This is a genomic window from Cryobacterium sp. MP_3.1 (assembly GCF_035984795.1).
Lineage (GTDB): Bacteria > Actinomycetota > Actinomycetes > Actinomycetales > Microbacteriaceae > Cryobacterium > Cryobacterium zongtaii.
In genome coordinates this window covers 26,519-43,211 of record NZ_JAXCHV010000021.1, presented here as the reverse complement: position 1 = coordinate 43,211, position 16,693 = coordinate 26,519, and the positions used below count along the sequence as shown (strand labels likewise).

General features: G+C 68.3%; 16 protein-coding genes. 9 read left to right on the top strand and 7 right to left on the bottom strand.

The genetic code is table 11. From position 1 onward, the window contains the following. Positions 1-22 precede the first annotated feature (22 nt). From aztB to aztD, 4 genes are read left to right on the top strand one after another with little or no spacing between them, the layout of a single operon-like run. On the top strand, positions 23-925 hold the full coding sequence (aztB, locus tag RCH12_RS13190; protein ID WP_327017143.1) for a zinc ABC transporter permease AztB: 903 nt from the start codon (positions 23-25) through the stop codon (positions 923-925). Beyond that, entirely contained in the window at positions 912-2,228 is a 1,317-nt protein-coding gene (locus RCH12_RS13185; protein WP_327017142.1) for an ABC transporter, read from the top strand. The genes aztB and RCH12_RS13185 overlap by 14 nt, the downstream gene beginning before the upstream one ends. Positions 2,229-2,232: 4 nt before the next feature. After that, positions 2,233-3,144 (top strand): zinc ABC transporter substrate-binding protein AztC, encoded by a 912-nt coding sequence (gene aztC, locus RCH12_RS13180; RefSeq protein ID WP_327017141.1) that lies wholly within the window; start codon positions 2,233-2,235, stop codon positions 3,142-3,144. A gap of 30 nt (positions 3,145-3,174) precedes the next feature. Next, positions 3,175-4,407, top strand: a complete 1,233-nt coding sequence (aztD, locus tag RCH12_RS13175; protein ID WP_327017140.1) for a zinc metallochaperone AztD — start codon at positions 3,175-3,177, stop codon at positions 4,405-4,407. Between the two features lie 71 nt (positions 4,408-4,478). On the opposite strand, the gene RCH12_RS13170 is transcribed toward aztD, so the two are convergent. Together RCH12_RS13170 and RCH12_RS13165 are read right to left on the bottom strand one after the other, a co-directional pair. Continuing rightward, positions 4,479-5,210 carry a fumarylacetoacetate hydrolase family protein gene (locus RCH12_RS13170; RefSeq protein ID WP_327017139.1) on the bottom strand — a complete coding sequence of 244 codons (732 nt, stop codon included), beginning with the start codon at positions 5,208-5,210 and terminating at the stop codon, positions 4,479-4,481. A 79-nt stretch (positions 5,211-5,289) separates the two neighbouring features. Then, on the bottom strand, positions 5,290-6,750 hold the full coding sequence (locus tag RCH12_RS13165; protein WP_103430919.1) for an MFS transporter: 1,461 nt from the start codon (positions 6,748-6,750) through the stop codon (positions 5,290-5,292). Between the two features lie 400 nt (positions 6,751-7,150). Here RCH12_RS13165 and kduI point away from each other — a divergent pair, with 400 nt between their 5' ends. Beyond that, positions 7,151-7,981 carry a 5-dehydro-4-deoxy-D-glucuronate isomerase gene (gene kduI / locus RCH12_RS13160; protein WP_327017138.1) on the top strand — a complete coding sequence of 277 codons (831 nt, stop codon included), beginning with the start codon at positions 7,151-7,153 and terminating at the stop codon, positions 7,979-7,981. 4 nt (positions 7,982-7,985) lie between these two features. On the opposite strand, the gene RCH12_RS13155 is transcribed toward kduI, so the two are convergent. From RCH12_RS13155 to RCH12_RS13145, 3 genes are all read right to left on the bottom strand, one after another. Next, positions 7,986-9,218, bottom strand: a complete 1,233-nt coding sequence (locus RCH12_RS13155; protein WP_327017137.1) for an LCP family protein — start codon at positions 9,216-9,218, stop codon at positions 7,986-7,988. A 121-nt stretch (positions 9,219-9,339) separates the two neighbouring features. After that, a complete protein-coding gene (locus tag RCH12_RS13150; protein ID WP_103430952.1) occupies positions 9,340-9,795 on the bottom strand; it encodes an SRPBCC family protein in 456 nt (151 codons plus the stop codon). 202 nt (positions 9,796-9,997) lie between these two features. Beyond that, positions 9,998-10,492 carry a Dps family protein gene (locus tag RCH12_RS13145; RefSeq protein WP_088457703.1) on the bottom strand — a complete coding sequence of 165 codons (495 nt, stop codon included), beginning with the start codon at positions 10,490-10,492 and terminating at the stop codon, positions 9,998-10,000. Positions 10,493-10,832: 340 nt separating this feature from the next. Between RCH12_RS13145 and RCH12_RS13140 the strand changes: the two genes are divergently transcribed. Further along, positions 10,833-11,342: a septum formation family protein gene (locus RCH12_RS13140; protein ID WP_088457704.1), complete on the top strand. Its 510-nt coding sequence runs from the start codon at positions 10,833-10,835 to the stop codon at positions 11,340-11,342. 222 nt (positions 11,343-11,564) lie between these two features. Here RCH12_RS13140 and RCH12_RS13135 read toward each other — a convergent pair whose 3' ends face one another. Both RCH12_RS13135 and RCH12_RS13130 read right to left on the bottom strand, forming a co-directional pair. Continuing rightward, on the bottom strand, positions 11,565-12,002 hold the full coding sequence (locus RCH12_RS13135) for a hypothetical protein (protein WP_103430923.1): 438 nt from the start codon (positions 12,000-12,002) through the stop codon (positions 11,565-11,567). After that, positions 11,999-12,436 (bottom strand): GNAT family N-acetyltransferase, encoded by a 438-nt coding sequence (locus tag RCH12_RS13130; protein ID WP_327017136.1) that lies wholly within the window; start codon positions 12,434-12,436, stop codon positions 11,999-12,001. Before RCH12_RS13130 ends, RCH12_RS13135 begins: the two co-directional genes overlap by 4 nt. A gap of 262 nt (positions 12,437-12,698) precedes the next feature. Between RCH12_RS13130 and kdpF the strand changes: the two genes are divergently transcribed. From kdpF to kdpB, 3 genes are read left to right on the top strand one after another with little or no spacing between them, the layout of a single operon-like run. Next, positions 12,699-12,788, top strand: a complete 90-nt coding sequence (gene kdpF, locus RCH12_RS13125) for a K(+)-transporting ATPase subunit F (protein ID WP_103430925.1) — start codon at positions 12,699-12,701, stop codon at positions 12,786-12,788. Continuing rightward, positions 12,788-14,461, top strand: coding sequence for a potassium-transporting ATPase subunit KdpA (gene kdpA / locus RCH12_RS13120; protein WP_327017135.1), 1,674 nt, complete (start codon positions 12,788-12,790; stop codon positions 14,459-14,461). Before kdpF ends, kdpA begins: the two co-directional genes overlap by 1 nt. Positions 14,462-14,464: 3 nt before the next feature. Further along, positions 14,465-16,648, top strand: a complete 2,184-nt coding sequence (gene kdpB / locus RCH12_RS13115) for a potassium-transporting ATPase subunit KdpB (protein ID WP_327017134.1) — start codon at positions 14,465-14,467, stop codon at positions 16,646-16,648. Positions 16,649-16,693 lie beyond the last annotated feature (45 nt).

Below are 16,693 nucleotides of genomic sequence, written 5' to 3'. Positions count from 1 at the left end.
ATTATCAGTTAGAGTCGCTGTCATGACCTGGCTCACCGACCCGCTCTCGGCGGATTTCATGCTGCGCGCCCTCCTCGGTGGTGTGCTCGTGGCCGCGATCTGCGCCGTCGTGGGCACCTGGGTGGTCGTGCGGGGCATGGCCTTCCTCGGTGAGGCCATGGCGCACGGCATGCTGCCCGGTGTGGCTCTCGCCGCGCTGCTGGGCCTGCCCGTGATCGTGGGCGCCGCCGTGAGCGCGCTGGTGATGAGCCTGGGTGTCGGCCTGATCACCCGCCGCGGGCGGCTCTCCTCCGACACCAGCATCGGCCTGCTCTTCGTGGGGATGCTCGCCCTCGGTGTGATCATCGTGTCGCATTCGCGCAGTTTCGCGGTGGACCTCACCGCGATCCTGTTCGGCGACGTGCTCGCCATCCAGGCCGGCGACCTGGCCGGGCTGGCCATCGCCCTCGCCGTCACCGTGGTCCTGGCCGCTCTGTTCCACCGGGCCTTCGTGGCGCTGGCCTTCGATGCGCGCCTCGCCCGCACCCTGGGCCTCCGCCCGCGGCTGGCCCAGCTGGTGCTGGTCGGCCTGGTCACTCTGGCCGTGGTCGCCTCCTACGGCGCCGTCGGCTCCCTGCTCGTGGTGGGCCTGCTGCTCGCGCCCGCCGTCGCGGCCGGGCACTGGGTGCGCCGGATCCCCGCGATCATGCTGCTCGCCGCCCTGCTCGGCGCGGCGGCGGTGATCGCCGGGCTCCTCGTCTCCTGGCATGCCGGCACCGCGGCCGGCGCCACGATCGCTGCGGCGTCCGTGGGCCTCGTCGCCGTCTCGGCCGCCGGGCGCCGGCTCGTCAGCCTCGTCCGTGCGCACTCCGCCTCGCCGCCGGCCGCGCGGCCGGCCCTTGCCCCCTCCATGCCCGACCAGAAAGTCGCCAGTGCCTCCCAGTAGTTCCCTGACCACCGCTCCCCTGACCACCCGAACCGTCGCATCCGTGCTCGGCGCCGTTGCTTTGCTGGGCATCACGGCCTGTGCCGACCCGGCCGCGAGCCCGGCCTCCTCTCCCACGGCGAGCGCCGCGCACGGCTATGTGGCCGGCGCCGCCGAAATGCCCGAACCGCAGCTGCACCTCGCCACGGTCGACGCCACCGGCCGCCTCGACCTGCTCGATCTGCTCGACGGCGCCTCCACCTCGGTCACCACCCTCGACCGGGTGAGCGGCGTCTCCACCGACGGTCGCTTCGTGTTCGCCGCGGCCGCCGAGCAGGGCACCGTCACGATCGTCGACAGCGGCGCCTGGACCGTGGACCACGAAGACCACCAGCACTACTACCGGGCCGACCCTGCCGTGGTCGGCACCGTCAGCGGCAGCGGCGCCGGCATCACCTCCGGCGGCGGCACCCTCACCACCGTGCGCTTCGCCGACTCCGGCACCGCCGTGATCCTCGACACCGGCGACCTCGGCGACGGCACGATCACCGAGCTGGCCCGAATCGATGTCGAGCCAGGCCCCGGCACGCTGGTTCCGGTGGGTGACCGGGTGATCGCCGGGCGTACGGATGCGCCGGGCAGCGCCACGAACGGCATCGACGCCGTGCAGGTGCTCACGTCGTCCGGCGCCCCGATCGCCGGGGCGACCGCGGACTGCGCCGAGCTCTCCGGAACGATCAGCACTGCCGTCGGGGTGGTGTTCGGCTGTTCCGACGGAGCCCTGCTGGCCACGGCGAACACCGCCAGCGCGGGCGCAGGGACGGCAGAGTCCACGATCACCTTCGAACGCATCCCGTACCCCGCCGGCGTGAACGACGCCGACCGGGCCCTCGAATTCGCCAACCGCGCCGGCCGGCCCACCGTGGCCGCCGTCGCCGGCGACACCGGCGCCTGGCTGCTCGACACCCGGGAGCGCCGCTGGTCGCGGCTGGTGACCGACACCCCGTTGCTGCAGGTCGCCGCGGTCGACGACTCCGCCGAACACGTCGTGGCCCTCGCCGACGACGGCCGGGTGCTCGTTCTCGAGGCGGCGACCGGCAGCACCCTTGCCGCAACCGAGCCGCTGCTGCCCGCCACCCTCGCCGCCGACGGCGCCGAGGCGCTGCTCGCCGGCGTCGAACTCACCGTGGACGCCGGCCGGGCCTACCTGAACGCCCCCGCTGACGGGCTGGTCTACGAGATCGACTTCGCCGACGGCGCGCGTATCGCCCGCACCTTCCCCATCGACGGCGAACCACGCTTCCTCGCCGAGACGGGCCGGTAGACCGATGCGCTCCCTCTCCCTGGCCCTCGCCGCCGCCCTCGGCCTCGGCGCCCTCTCCGGCTGCGCCGCCCCGGCCGGCGACCGGCCGCTCATCGTGGTGACCACCAACATCCTCGGCGACGTCGTGCAGAACATCGTCGGCGACCAGGCCGAGGTTCTCACCCTGATGCGCCCCGACTCCGACCCGCACTCGTTCGAGATCTCCGCACAGGAGGCCGCGCGCATCCTGCGCGCCGACCTCGTCGTGTCCAACGGTCTCGGACTCGAGGAGGGCCTGCAACAGCAGCTCGACGCGGCGGAGACGGCGGGGGTGGCGATGCTCACCGCGGGCACCGTGATCGACCCGCTGCCCTACGCCACCGGCACCGGCAGCGACACGGCCGACCCGCACTTCTGGACCGATCCGGCCCGCGTGATCGAGGTCGTCGAGGCCGTCACCGCGGCCGTGCGGACCGACGTGGCGGGCGTCGATGCCGCCCTGATCGAAGCGCAGGCCGCGGCCTACACGACCGAGCTGCAAGCCCTCGACGCCGAGATGACCACGGCCTTCGCCGCCATCGGGGCCGAGCACCGCAACCTGGTCACCAACCACCACGTCTTCGGCTACCTGGCCGACAGGTTCGATTTCACCGTCGTGGGCGCCGTGATCCCTGGCGGCTCCACCCTCGCCGCACCGAGCGCCTCAGACCTGCAGAGCCTCGTCGACGCGATCGACACCGCCGGTGTCGCCACCATCTTCGCCGAGTCCTCCCAGCCCGACCGGCTCGTGCAGGTGCTCGCCGACGAGGCCGGCCTCGACGTGGCCGTGGTGGAACTGTTCACCGAATCTCTCAGCGAACCGGGCTCGGGCGCCGACAGCTACCTCACCATGATGCGCACCAACACCGAGCGCATCGCCACCGGGCTCTCCCTTTAACCGGGCGCCCTCCGACACAGAAAAGAAAACATGAGAACACAACACCGCAGCACGGCCTTCGCCGCCGTCATCGCCGCCTCGGCCCTGCTCCTGACCGGCTGCGCCTCGACGGATGCCGCGCCTGGCGCCACCGGCACCGGCTCGGCCGCCGACACCGGCACGTCCGCCCTGCCCCGGGTCGCCCTCACCTACGACGGCGGGCTCTACGTGCTCGACGGCGACACCCTCGAGCTCGAAGCCGACCTGCCCCTGGCCGGATTCAACCGGCTGAACACCGCCGGGGACGGCCGCCACGTGCTGGTCACCACCGCCGACGGCTTCCGGGTGCTCGACACCGGCACCTGGACCGATGCCTCCGGCGATGCCCAGACCGCGGACCCCGCGCTCACCGACCTGGTCTTCGAGGCTCCGGCCGCCGGGCATGTGGTCAGGCACGGCGACAAGACCATCCTCTACGCCGACGGCACCGGCGACACCACGATCTTCGAGACCGCCGCACTGCTGGACGCCACCGACGACCTGCCGGCCACCGAGGTCATCCCCGCCGAAGCCGCGCACCACGGCGTGTCCATCGAGCTTGAAGACGGCACCCTGCTCAGCACGGTCGGCACCTCGGAGGCTCGCACCGGCATCCGCGTGCTGAACGCGGAGCGGGAGGAGACCGCCCGCAACGCCGAGTGCCCGTCGGTGCACGGCGAGGGCGCGGCCGCGAACGAGGTGGCCGTGTTCGGCTGCAGCGACGGCGTGCTGGTCTACGACGACGGCGAGATCACCAAGATCGCCGCGCCGGACGCCTACGGCCGCACCGGCAATATGTACGTCTCCGAGACCTCCACCATCGCCGTCGGTGACTACAACTCCGACCCCGACTCCGAGGGCTACCTGCTGAGCGAGCTGGTGCTCGTGGACACCGTGGCCAAGACCTCCACGGTGATCGACCTGCCCACCGGCGTGGAATACACCTGGCGGGATGTGGCCCGCGGCCCGAACGACGAGGCCCTGATCCTGGCCTCGGACGGCGCCCTGCATGTGCTCGACCCGGCAACCGGCGAGCTCGGCGACTCCTACCCGGTGATCGGCGCCTGGGAGAGCCCGGTCGAGTGGCAGGATGCCCACCCGGCGCTCGTCGTCGTCGGTGACACCGCCTACGTGACCGAGCCGGCCACGAACTCGTTGCACGCTGTGGACCTGACCACCGGAGCGGTCGTCAGCTCGGTCAAGCTGTCCGCCACCCCGAACGAGATCGCCGTCGTCACCGGCTAAGCCTTGCCGACGAGCCGCGAAATGCCCCTTCAGATCACCCGAAGGGGCATTTTGCGGCAGCTCGCGGCGCGCTAGACGATGGTGTTGCGCAGGGTGCCGATGCCCGCGAGGGTGATGTCCACCGTGTCACCGGGCGTGACGGCGATGTCGGTGCCCGGGGCGCCGGTGAGCACCACGTCGCCGGCTTCCAGGGTGAGCCAGCGGGTGACGTAGACCAGGGTCGCGGCCACCGAGGACGGCAGGTTGAACGAGCCGGACTGCGCGACGACGGCGCCGTTGATGACGACCTCGGTCGCCACGTTCTCGGGGTCGGCGAGCTCGGTTTCGATCCACGGACCGAGCGGCGTGTAGTTGGTGCCGCTCTTGCCCTGGAAGTTGCGCTCGTCGATGGCGCCCTGATCGACGTTGGTGACGTCGTTGGCCACGGTGTAGCCGAGCACCGCCTCAAAGGCGTTCGCAAGGGTGAGGTTCGACGCCGTCCTGCCGATCACCACGGCGAGCTCCCCCTCGATGTTCACGGTGCCGACGTCACGCACGGCGGGGATGTCGTCGCCGGTGCCCGCCACGGTGTGCACCGACTTGTGCCACGCCTGCATCGGCAGCGCAGCGCCCGGTTTGTTGTGGCCGATGCCGACGACCACGCGAGGGTCGACGGATGCGAGAAGCACGGCTTCGCCCTCCGAGATGGATTCCCCGGTGTAGACGAAAGGCGTGCCGTACGGATCCATGATCAGGTGCCAGCGGCCTCCCAGCGCGACGGCGTGGCGGGGACCGGTGGGGGTGTCGAGTCGGGCGATGCGCATGAGCTGCTTTCCTGGAACGAAAGTGGGAAGACGAAACGGGGCGCCGTGCGTGCACACGGCGCCCCTGGTGTGTGTCGGGTTACTTCGCCGCGAGCGAGGCGCGGGTGCTCTCGCCGATGACGCCGTGTTCCCAACGACCCTCGTTCAGGTCCTTGGCGATGCGACGGTACTTGTCGTCGCTCACGTTGTAGATGAAGTAGATGATGATGGCGGCGATGGTGAGAGCGACGGCCGGGTAGAGCGTCATGGCGGCCTTGATGCCCTGCAGCGTCGCATCCGACTGCTCGGCGGACTGCGCGACATAGCCGGTGACGGCCAGCATGCCGGCGCCCACCAGGGCGGCCAGGGACTGGGAGACCTTGCGCGAGAAGTTGAAGGCCCCGTAGGTGATGCCCTCCTTGCGCACGCCGGTGTGCCATTCGCCGTAGTCGATGGTGTCCGACACGAAGGCCCAGGTGATGCCGTTCGGGATCGCCAGGGCCGCGTAGCCGATGGTGACGAGGATCATGAACGACCACAGGTTGGTCGGGATCACGTAGTTCAGACCGTTGGCGAGTACCGCGATGGCGAAGCTGACCATAACGGTCTGCTTCTTGCCGAAGCGCACGACCAGCTTCGGGATGAACATGATGCCCACGATGGAGGCACCGATCATCACGAAGTTGAGCACGGCCTGCAGGGCGATGTTGCCGAGGTTGAACTCTGCGAAGAAGATCATCATCATGTTGTTCACGTTCATCGACGAGATCGTGAACAGGCTCATCAACACGAGAGCGAGCAGCGGACGGTTGGTGAACACGGCGCGGACGTAGTCCTTGAAGCCGTTCTTCTCCGTGCTGGCCGCTCGGTTGACGTTGACGTGCTCCTTGGTGCCGCGGTAGCAGAGCACGAAGGAGATCATGCCGAGGACGGCCATGGCGAGGGCTGCCCACATGTAGTTCTCGGCGGTCATTCCACCGAGCATCATCATGATCGGGATGAAGGCGATGCCGCAGATCCACTGGGCGCCGAGCGAACCGGCCTGGCGGGAGGTCGCGAGCTGGGCGCGCTCCTTGATGTTGCGGGTCATCACCGAGGCCAGGGAGCCGTACGGGCCGTTGACGAAGGAGTAGGTAGCGCCCCAAATGGCGTAGGAGCCGGCGGCGAAGGCGATCTTCCAGCCCATCGACACATCGGGCATGGTGAAGGTGACGACGGTCATCACGCCCAGGACGCAGGCGGACACCATCATCACCGGACGGAACTTGCCGCGCTTGCCGACCTTGCGGCTGTCGATGAAGATCGCCGCGACAGTGTCCATCACCGCGTCGAACAGCTTGACCAGAACGAAGATCAGCGCCACGACTGCCGGGCCGATGCCGGCCGTGTCGATCCAGAACTTGGTGAGGTAGGCCTGGCCGAGGTCGAACATGAACCCGTTGCCGAGGTCGCCGAACCCGTAAGCCACCTTCTCCTTCCCGGTCAGGGTTCCCTCGGCCTCATCGGCTGCGGTGACTATCGCGGCGTCCGGGACGACGTCAATGTTGTCTTGGATACTCATGGGGCTTCTTTCGGTTGCGATCATGGGTGTACGTAGGGGCAGCGTTGCCGGGGGCAGGCTGGGCGGTGAGGGAAGTCGCGCCGGCTCGGCGGGCGGAGAACTCAGCCGAAGCTGGTGCGGGCGCGGCCGGATGCTGCGGCGGGCCGGGCGGCGTGCGCGGGCACTGGTTCCTCCTCGTTGAGCTTCAGTGCCGCAGCGTAAGTTCCGCCGGACGGAATCCGGGGCCGCGGTACAGACTTAGAGTACGGCTGACACGCCGCCGATCAACGGGACCAAGGTCCTAATTTCGGTCAGTTAGTTCCATTGGCGGGCAGAATGCTGGTATCTTGTTCCGCGAGACGGAATACAGCCTCGGCCGCCGCAGCCGCGGCAGATGCCTCCAGAGGAAATGAGAAAAACAATGCAGTTGCGTCATTCCACCAATCCCGCCCAGATCCGCTCCTTCGACACCGCATCGCTTCGGGCGAACTACCTGGTCGACGATCTCTTTGCCGACGACGAATTCCGGGCCACCTATACCCACGAGGACCGGATCGTGCTCGGCGGCGCCCGCCCGGTGCACACCAGCATCACGCTGGGCACCTTCGACGTACTCCGCACCGCTACGTTCTTCGAGAACCGCGAGGCGGGCATCGTCAATGTCGGCGGCGCAGGCACCATCTCGGTCGACGGCACCACCTACGACCTCGAGCCGGGATCCTGCCTCTATATCGGCCGCGGTGTCGTCGAGGTGGTGTTCACCAGCGCCGACGCGGCCGCGCCGGCCTCGTTCTACCTGTTCTCCGCCACCGCGCACACCGCGTACCCGACCACGCTGGTCGGCAAGGGCCACGGCACCGTGCGCGAGCTGGGCGACGCCACCACCTCCAACGAGCGCACCATCAACCAGTACATCCACGCCAATGGCGTGCAGAGCTGCCAGGTTGTGATGGGCGTCACGGTGCTGAGCACCGGCAGCATGTGGAACACCATGCCGGCCCACACCCACGACCGTCGCACCGAGTGCTACCTGTACTTCGACCTCGCTCCGGAGCACCGCGTGATCCACCTGATGGGCGAACCGACCGAAAGCCGTCACCTGGTCGTGGCCAACAACGAGGCGATCATCTCCCCGAGCTGGTCGTTGCACAGCGGGTTCGGCACCGGCAGTTACTCATTCGTCTGGGCGATGGCCGGCGAGAACAAGACCTTCGACGACATGGACCACGTGCAACCGGCCGAACTGAGGTAGTCGCTCAGCCGCGGTTCACCTCTGCGCAGGACTCGTCGTCGGCCGTGCGCCCGGTGAGACCGTCCAACGCCTCGGGGGTCGGCGTCGGTGCGGGCGGCGCCGCGGCATCCGTTTCGCCGGGGGCCTCTGGGGTCTCGGCCGGCGGTCCGAGGACGAGCGGTTCGTCGCTGGGCGGGGCTGCACCGAGGGTGAACGGCTCGTCGGCGGCGATCTTGGCGAACATCGTGTCGGCGAGGCCCTGCAACGGAACCACCTTGCCGGGGAAGGCCGGATCCTCCGTGGTGCCCGGATACTGCACGAAGACCAGTCTGTCCAGGTCGATGTCCGCCAACGCCAGCGCCATCGACACCATGGTGTCGGTGTGGGCGAGGCTCGTGGAGAGACTGATATTGCCGGCCGCCGCATTGGCCAGGGCGTACAGCCTGGGCAGGTCGGTCAAGGTGCCGTCGCCCCGCACCGTGCGCATGAGCGAGGCCAGGTACAGCTGCTGCGACGATATACGGGCCAGATCGCTGCCGTCGCCGACGCCGTGACGGCTGCGCAGGAAGGCCAGGGCGGTATCGCCGGACACGACGCTGGTGCCGGCGGGCAGGGAGAGGCCGGCCTTCGGGTCGTCGACGGGCTCGGACAGGCAGATCGGCACGCCGCCGACGGCATCGCTGAGCCGGACCACACCGGCGAATGAGGTCAGCCCCGCGTAGGGGATCTCCAGCCCGGTGAGTTCTTCTACGGTGCTGACCACGCAGGGCAGACCGCCGCGGCCCATCGCCTCGTTCACCGGTGCGGCATCCAGTTCGCCGACCACCGCGCCGGTGGCGGTATCGATGCATTCCGGATGCGCCACCACGAGATCTCTGGGGATGCTCACAACCACGGCGTTGCGGTGGTCGGCCGACACGTGCACCAGGATGTTCACGTCGTTGAGGGTGGTCTCCCGCACGCCGTACGTCTCGCCCTGGGCCGAGTCGTTGTCGACGCCGACGATGAGCAGGTTGAAACCGTTCTCGTAGCTGCCGATCCCCGGGGGCGGATCGGCGGCATCAGGCCCATCGATGTCGATCGAGTTGGCGACCACCGCACTGCGGAACTGCCACAGCGCGAACGCCGTGACGGCCCCGCCGCTGACGAGGAGCACGGCCAGGCCCAGGGCCACCGCGCTCAACACCCCCGTCACGGCGTGGGACCTCTTCAGTCGTCCATGCCGGGCAATGCCCGTCGTGTGCTGCAGTTCGGTCACCGGTCGGCCCATCCGTTGCACGGCTCGAGACGGAATCTAGCTTGCTGCTAGGCCTCTCGCACGGAGCATAGTCTGGCGGGGGAACCGCGGCCAGAGGGTCGACGGTGGATCGGCGGGCGGGTCAGACGGAAACGTCTCCGCGCCAGCCGCCGGCCTGGTTGGCCGGGTTCTCCACGAAGGTCTTGAACTGCTTGAGGTCCTTGCGGATCACGTGGTCGTCGACGCCGAACACGGCACCGACCTTCTCCAGGAAGCCTTCGGCCTCCCAGTCCAGCTGCACGGTGACCCGGGACGTCGTGTCGCTCAGGCGGTGGAAGGTGACCACACCGGCGTGCTTCTCGTCGCCGGAGATGCTCTTCCAGGCGACGCGCTCGTCGGGGTGCTGCTCGGTGATCTCAGCATCGAACTCACGTTCGGCTCCGCCGATCTTCACCTTCCAGTGCGTGTGGGTGTCGTCCTGTTGCGTGATGCTCTCGACGAAGTCGAGGAAGTGCGGGAAAGACTCGAACTGGGTCCACTGGTTGTACGCGGTCCGCACGGGAACGTCTACGTCGATTGTCTCGATTACCTGGGTCACGGGATTCATCCTCTATTCCTTGAGCGGGCGCCCCGTCGTGCCGATCATGACTCGGTCTCGCCGATCATGTCTGGCGGACGGGTCACAGCCGAGTGGGCGGACTGGGTAGTGCGATGTGTTCGTCTTAGCTATGACGCAGCCACGCGCCCATTCGTCACGGCGGCGGCCGAATTCGTAGCTGAATCCGGCCGCCGGAGGCGACCTACGCCTTGCCGACCGGGCGGGTCGAGTCCTTCGCGGTGGGCTTCCGGGGCTTCCGGTCCTCCGCGCTGACCATCCAGATGTACTGCTCGAGCTTCAGGATGAAGCCGTTCAGGATATCGGCGCTGGCCGGGTCTTCTTCATCGACAGCCTCGTGAATTTCGCGGATGTTGTCGACAGTTGCGGTGAGCAGCGCCGTAACCAGGCCCACGGTTTCGGTGGTGTCGACCTCGCCGGCGGGGAACTTGGGCAGGTGCGTGGTCTTGGTGACGGTTTCGGTGCGGCCGTCGGGCAGGGCGTCGAGTGCGCGCATCCGCTCGGCCAGCTCATCGGTGAAGATTCGGGCGTCGTCGATGATCTCGTCGAGCTGCAGGTGCAGGTCGCGGAAGTTCTTTCCCACGACGCTCCAGTGCGCCTGCTTGCCCTGGACGTGCAGTTCGATCAGGTCGACCAGGACCGACTGCAGGTTGCTGCCGAGTTCTGCGGATGCCTTCATGGAATTCCCTTCGTCACCGGCGGGAATGGATTTCGGCCGAATGGTCGGCCGATGCCCCGCCTGTTCTGAGAGCACACACTAGCAGCGGTCGCCGACAAAACCGCGACTCAGGACACTCTCGGTTCCGGCCGGGGTTTTCAGGGCTTTTTTGATCAGACCTTCGGCGATCCCTGCGAGTCGGCAGCGCGGGTGTGGCTTGCGCTGGTGTTTCGGAGTCGGCCAAGATGGAGGCGCCACCAGTGCCAATTTTCTTGGGGTTCGCGCACCGGGTGGCATTCTCTGACTGTGTGCGCACACCGCCCTGCGCTCTGGACCCCAGCATCGGTTGAAAGGCACCACTATGTCCCGCACCACCGCACGCCTGCGCACCGGTTTGCTCATCGCCGCTTTCTCGGTCGGCGCACTGACCCTCTCCGGGTGCACCGCGATCAGCGACCTGTTTCCCCAGCAAGCGGCACGGGATGCCGAGACTCAGGAGATCAGCGAGGCCGGTGAGGCCGATGTCTTCTCGCTGGCGGTCGGCGACTGCTTCAACGACCAGGACGCCGACGCGGTCGAGAGCGTCACGGCCATTCCATGTGCGGATGCCCATGACTACGAGGCCTACTTCGCTTTCGACGTGAGCGAGGATGGCGCCTTCCCCGGTGACGAGGCCCTCGCCCAGATCGCGGAGGAACGCTGTGTCGCCGAGTTCGCCACCTTTATCGGCAAGTCCTACGAAGAATCCACCCTGGACTTCAACTACCTCTCCCCCAGCGAGGGCAGCTGGGACAGCGGAGACCGAGAAATTCTCTGCCTCGCCATGGCTGAGAACAAGACCACCGGCTCACTCGCCGGCACCGGCATTTAGCCCCACCCGACCGGGGAACACCGCCGGAGCAGTGCCGCCCACGGCCGGCACATAGAAAACTTTAAGGCGGCGTGCAGCGCACATTCAGCGCACAGGGCGTACGGTTACACCTGGAGTTCCCCCACTCCAACGATTGGCCCCGGTGCCAGCTCCCTTTCCCCCAAAGCGTGAGCGGTGCCGGGGCTTTTTTACGCCCGGGCGCATCCGCCCGCCCGCAGGGGCTCAGAGGGCGGGTAGGACCGCGGTTCCCGACTCGCCGTAGCGGATGGTGACCTCCCCGGTCGGGTCCAGCCCGGCCGGTGTCGTGAGCACGTGAGTGCGCAGCTTCATGTCGGCGGTGCAGGCCGGGCCGCCGCTCTGCCCGATCTCGATGGTCAGGGTGCGACTGTCGTCCACGACCATCGACACCGGGTAGCTGGGGCAGCTCGAGCTGCCACCGAGGACGATCGCGAACCGGTCGCCGTCATCGAGCCAGCCCGCGGTGGGGAACGGTGACAGCAGGTTGGCCTCGTCATCGTCCGGTGCGGGCGTCGTGATGGCGTCGTCGGGCAGGGTCCCGTCGTACGACGACGCGGCGATCGACGCCGAGCAGGCGGCCAGGCCGACGACGCAGAACAACCCGACGGCGGCCATCCGCACGGTTCTCGGCTGGTGGGTCACGAGGCGGCCGGCGCCACGGCCCGGCGTTCCATCCAGTGTTCGGGGGCGGCCACGACGTCGAAGCCGAACTTGGCGTACAGGCCGTGAGCCGTGGAGGTCGCCAGCGCCACCCGGCGCAGGTTCAGGGTGTCGAGCGCCGCCCCGACGTTCTCGATCAGCGAAACGCCCACTCCCCGCCCGCGCACGGTGGGGTCGACGAACACGTCGCAGAGCCAGGCGAACGTCACCGAGTCGGTCACCAGACGGGCGTATGCCACCTGCCGACCCGTTGCCACCTCGAACATGCCGAAATTCACGGATGCGTCGATCGCGGCATCCTGCACCGATCGCGCCCGGCCCAGGGCCCAGTACGCCTCGGTACTCAGCCAGCGGTGAATCTGGTCCCGGTCCATCTCGGCAGTGTCTGCAGAGAATCGGTAGGCAGCTTCCGTCATGAGGTCACTCAACCGGAACCGGCCGGCTCGCGCAACTCCGGCGCGGGGGCGCGAGAAGCCGGGTGTTAGGGGTTCGTTAGGAAACGAGTGGGCGGCGCGGCACGGGTGTTTACTCGGTTCGTGCTCGTGCGGAGCACGGATGCCGACCGGTACACCGGCGGCCTACGGATGGAGAGAATCGCATGCTCGACCTTGTCTACGTGCTCGGCGTGATCGCCGTGTTCGCACTGATCGGCCTTGTGGCCTGGGGGGTGGCGAAACTGTGATCGTGTTCGACATCGTGGCCGCCGTACTCGCCGTTGGCGCCATCGGCTACCTGGTCTTCGCCCTCGTGAAACCGGAGCGGTTCTAATGGCGCTCTGGCTGGGCATCCTGCAGGCCCTCACCCTCGTGGCCGTTCTCGTGGTGCTGCACCGCCCGCTCGGCGATTACATGGCCACCATCTACACCTCGCACAAGGATCTCGCCGTCGAGCGCGGTTTCTACCGGCTGATCGGGGTGGATGCGCGCGGCCAGCAGACCTGGTCGGCGTACCTGCGCGGAGTGCTCGCGTTCTCGCTGGTGGGAGTGCTGTTCGTCTACGCGCTCCAGCGCGCCCAGGCCGTGCTGCCCTATTCGCTGGGCTTCGATGCGGTGCCGGAGGGCCTCTCGTTCAACACCGCGGTGTCGTTCGTGACCAACACCAACTGGCAGTCCTACTCCCCCGACGTCACCCTGGGCTACACGGTGCAGCTGGCCGGCCTGGCGGTGCAGAACTTCGTCTCCTCCGCCGTGGGCCTGGCCGTGGCGATCGCCCTGGTGCGGGGCCTGATGCTGCGCCGCTCGGGCACCATCGGCAACTTCTGGGTGGACCTCACCCGCGGGGTGCTGCGGCTGCTGCTGCCGCTGGCGGTGATCGCCGCGATCGTGCTGCTTGTCGGCGGCGTCATCCAGAACCTCACCGGATTCACCGAGGTCACGACACTGACCGGAGCCACCCAGTCGATCCCCGGCGGCCCCGTGGCCTCCCAGGAGGCGATCAAGGAGCTCGGCACCAACGGCGGCGGCTTCTTCAACGCCAACTCGGCGCATCCGTTCGAGAACCCGAACGGCTTCACCAACCTGTTCGAGATCGTGCTGATGCTCGCCATCCCCTTCAGCCTGCCGCGCACCTTCGGCACCATGGTGGGCGACAAGAAGCAGGGCTACACGATCCTGGCCACCATGGCCACGATCTTCGTGGTCTCGCTCACCGCCCTCACCCTGTTCGAACTGAACGGCGCCGGCACCGCCCCCGGGCTGGCCGGGGGTGCGATGGAGGGCAAGGAGACCCGATTCGGCATTCTCGGTTCCACCCTGTTCGCCACCTCGACGACCCTCACCTCCACGGGTGCGGTCAACTCGATGCACGACTCATACACGGCGCTCGGCGGCATGATGCCGATGCTCAACATGATGCTCGGCGAGGTCGCCCCCGGCGGCACCGGGTCCGGCCTCTACGGCATGCTCATCCTCGCCGTTATCGCGGTGTTCGTGGCCGGCCTGCTCGTGGGGCGCACCCCGGAGTACCTGGGTAAGAAGATCGGCCCGCGGGAGATCAAACTGGCCAGCCTGTACATCCTGATCACGCCGAGCCTGGTGCTCGCCGGCACCGCGCTGTCCTTTGCGATCCCCGCCGTGCGAGCGGATGTGGAGGCCACGTCGATCTGGAATCCCGGCCTGCACGGGCTCTCCGAGGTGCTCTACGCCTTCACCTCTGCGGCCAACAACAACGGCTCCGCGTTCGCCGGCCTCACCGCGAACACGCCCTGGTTCAACACCGCGCTGGGCGTGGCCATGCTGCTCGGCCGGTTCCTGCCGATGGTGTTCGTGCTGGCCCTGGCCGGCTCGTTCGCCGCGCAGGACCGGGTGCCGGCCACCGCGGGCACCCTGCCCACCAACCGGCCCCTGTTCGTGGGCCTGCTCCTCGGCGTGACGATCATCATCACCGCTCTCACCTATTTCCCCGTACTCGCGCTGGGTCCCCTGGCGGAAGGGCTGCAGTAAGCCATGACCACTCTCATAGACACCCCCACTCAGCCGTCGCACAAGCCGGCACCCAAGAAGGCGATCAGCTCCGGCCAGCTCGTGGCCGCCCTGCCCGGCGCGGTGCGAAAGCTCGACCCGCGCCTGATGTGGCGGAACCCGGTGATGTTCATCGTCGAGATCGGCGCGGTGCTCACCACCGTTCTCGCGGTGGCCGAACCGTTCCTCGGCGGCCCGGGCGACTCCGGCGGCTCCGCCGTGCCCGGTTCGTTCACCGTGGGCATCGCCTTCTGGCTCTGGCTCACCGTGATCTTCGCCAACCTGGCCGAGTCCGTGGCCGAGGGCCGCGGCAAGGCCCAGGCCGACAGTCTGCGGCAGACCCGCACCAGCACCAACGCCACCCAGGTGCTCGACTACCAGCCAGACACCAACCCCGGCGCCGAGGGTGCCAGGGTGCAGACGGTCTCCTCGGCCGACCTCGGCCTCGGCGACACCGTGATCGTCACCGCGGGTGAACTCGTGCCCGGCGACGGCGACATCGTCTGGGGCATCGCCTCCATCGACGAATCCGCGATCACCGGCGAATCCGCCCCCGTGGTGCGGGAGTCCGGCGGCGACCGCAGCGCCGTCACCGGCGGCACCCGAGTGCTCTCCGACCGGATCGTGGTGCGCATCACCAGCAAGCCCGGCGAGACCTTCGTCGACCGCATGATCGCCCTCGTCGAGGGTGCGGCCCGGCAGAAGACCCCCAACGAGATGGCGCTGAACATCCTGCTGGCCAGCCTGTCCATCGTGTTCCTGGTCGTGGTGCTCACCCTCAACCCGATCGCAAGCTACTCCGCGGCCACCGTGAGTCTGCCCGTGCTCATCGCCCTGCTGGTCTGCCTGATCCCCACCACCATCGGCGCCCTGCTGTCGGCGATCGGCATCGCCGGCATGGACCGGCTCGTGCAGCGGAACGTCCTGGCCATGTCGGGCCGAGCCGTCGAAGCGGCCGGCGACGTCACCATCCTGCTGCTCGACAAGACCGGAACCATCACCTACGGCAACCGGCAGGCCCGCGAGTTCGCGCCGTTGACCGGCGTGACCGAGGCCGAGCTGGTGCGGGCCGCCGCGCTCTCCTCGCTGAGCGACCCCACCCCGGAGGGCAAGTCGATCGTGGACCTCGCCGCCGAACGAGGCTTCCACCGGCCGGAAAGCCTGGCCGGCGACATCGTGCCGTTCACCGCGCAGACCCGCATGAGCGGCATCGACCTCGCTGTCATCGGCGCCGGCGACGGCGCTGGTGGCGGGCAGATCCGCAAGGGCGCCGGCTCCGCCGTGCTGGCCTGGGTGGGTGAGGCCGGCCCGGTGCCGGAAAACGTGAAAGCCGAGCTGACCCTCGAGGTGGAGCGTATCTCCCGGCTGGGCGGCACCCCGCTCGTGGTCGCCACCGGAACATCAGAAACCGCCACAGCATCCGGCGAGCGCACCGTGCTCGGCGTGATCTACCTCAAGGACATCGTCAAGGAGGGCATCAAGGAACGCTTCGCGGAGCTTCGCTCGATGGGCATCCGCACCGTCATGGTCACCGGCGACAACGCCCTCACCGCCACCACCATCGCGGCCGAGGCCGGCGTCGACGACTTCCTCGCCGAGGCCACCCCGGAGGACAAGCTCGCCCTGATCCGCCGGGAGCAGGAGGGCGGCAACCTCGTGGCGATGACCGGCGACGGCACCAACGACGCGCCCGCGCTGGCTCAGGCCGACGTGGGGGTGGCGATGAACACCGGCACCTCCGCCGCGAAGGAGGCCGGCAACATGGTCGACCTCGACTCTGACCCCACCAAACTGATCGACATCGTGCGGATCGGCAAGCAGTTGCTGATCACCCGCGGGGCGCTGACCACCTTCTCGATCGCCAACGACCTCGCCAAGTACTTCGCGATCATCCCGGCCATGTTCGCCGGGGTGTTCCCGGGCTTGGCGGTGCTCAACATCATGCAGCTGAGTTCACCGGCCTCGGCGATCCTGTCGGCGATCATCTTCAACGCGATCATCATCGTCGTGCTGATCCCGCTGGCGCTCCGCGGCGTGACGTACCGGGCGGCGAGCGCATCGAGCGTTCTCGGCCGCAACCTGCTGATCTACGGGCTCGGCGGTGTGATCGCCCCGTTCGTGGGCATCAAACTGATCGACCTCGTCGTGTCGCTGCTGCCGGGTTTCTGATCACCATGCTCCTGTTCTCCTTGCCCCACCAACCGAAACGGATCA

Bases quoted from the DNA above. Each gene is read 5' to 3' on its own strand.
- RCH12_RS13140 (WP_088457704.1), top strand. From the start codon at position 10,833: ATGTCCCGCACCACCGCACGCCTGCGCACCGGTTTGCTCATCGCCGCT.
- aztC (WP_327017141.1), top strand. From the start codon at position 2,233: ATGCGCTCCCTCTCCCTGGCCCTCGCCGCCGCCCTCGGCCTCGGCGCC.
- kduI (WP_327017138.1), top strand. From the start codon at position 7,151: ATGCAGTTGCGTCATTCCACCAATCCCGCCCAGATCCGCTCCTTCGAC.
- aztB (WP_327017143.1), top strand. From the start codon at position 23: ATGACCTGGCTCACCGACCCGCTCTCGGCGGATTTCATGCTGCGCGCC.
- kdpA (WP_327017135.1), top strand. From the start codon at position 12,788: ATGGCGCTCTGGCTGGGCATCCTGCAGGCCCTCACCCTCGTGGCCGTT.
- RCH12_RS13130 (WP_327017136.1), bottom strand. From the start codon at position 12,436: ATGACGGAAGCTGCCTACCGATTCTCTGCAGACACTGCCGAGATGGAC.
- RCH12_RS13165 (WP_103430919.1), bottom strand. From the start codon at position 6,750: ATGAGTATCCAAGACAACATTGACGTCGTCCCGGACGCCGCGATAGTC.
- RCH12_RS13170 (WP_327017139.1), bottom strand. From the start codon at position 5,210: ATGCGCATCGCCCGACTCGACACCCCCACCGGTCCCCGCCACGCCGTC.
- aztD (WP_327017140.1), top strand. From the start codon at position 3,175: ATGAGAACACAACACCGCAGCACGGCCTTCGCCGCCGTCATCGCCGCC.
- RCH12_RS13145 (WP_088457703.1), bottom strand. From the start codon at position 10,492: ATGAAGGCATCCGCAGAACTCGGCAGCAACCTGCAGTCGGTCCTGGTC.
- kdpB (WP_327017134.1), top strand. From the start codon at position 14,465: ATGACCACTCTCATAGACACCCCCACTCAGCCGTCGCACAAGCCGGCA.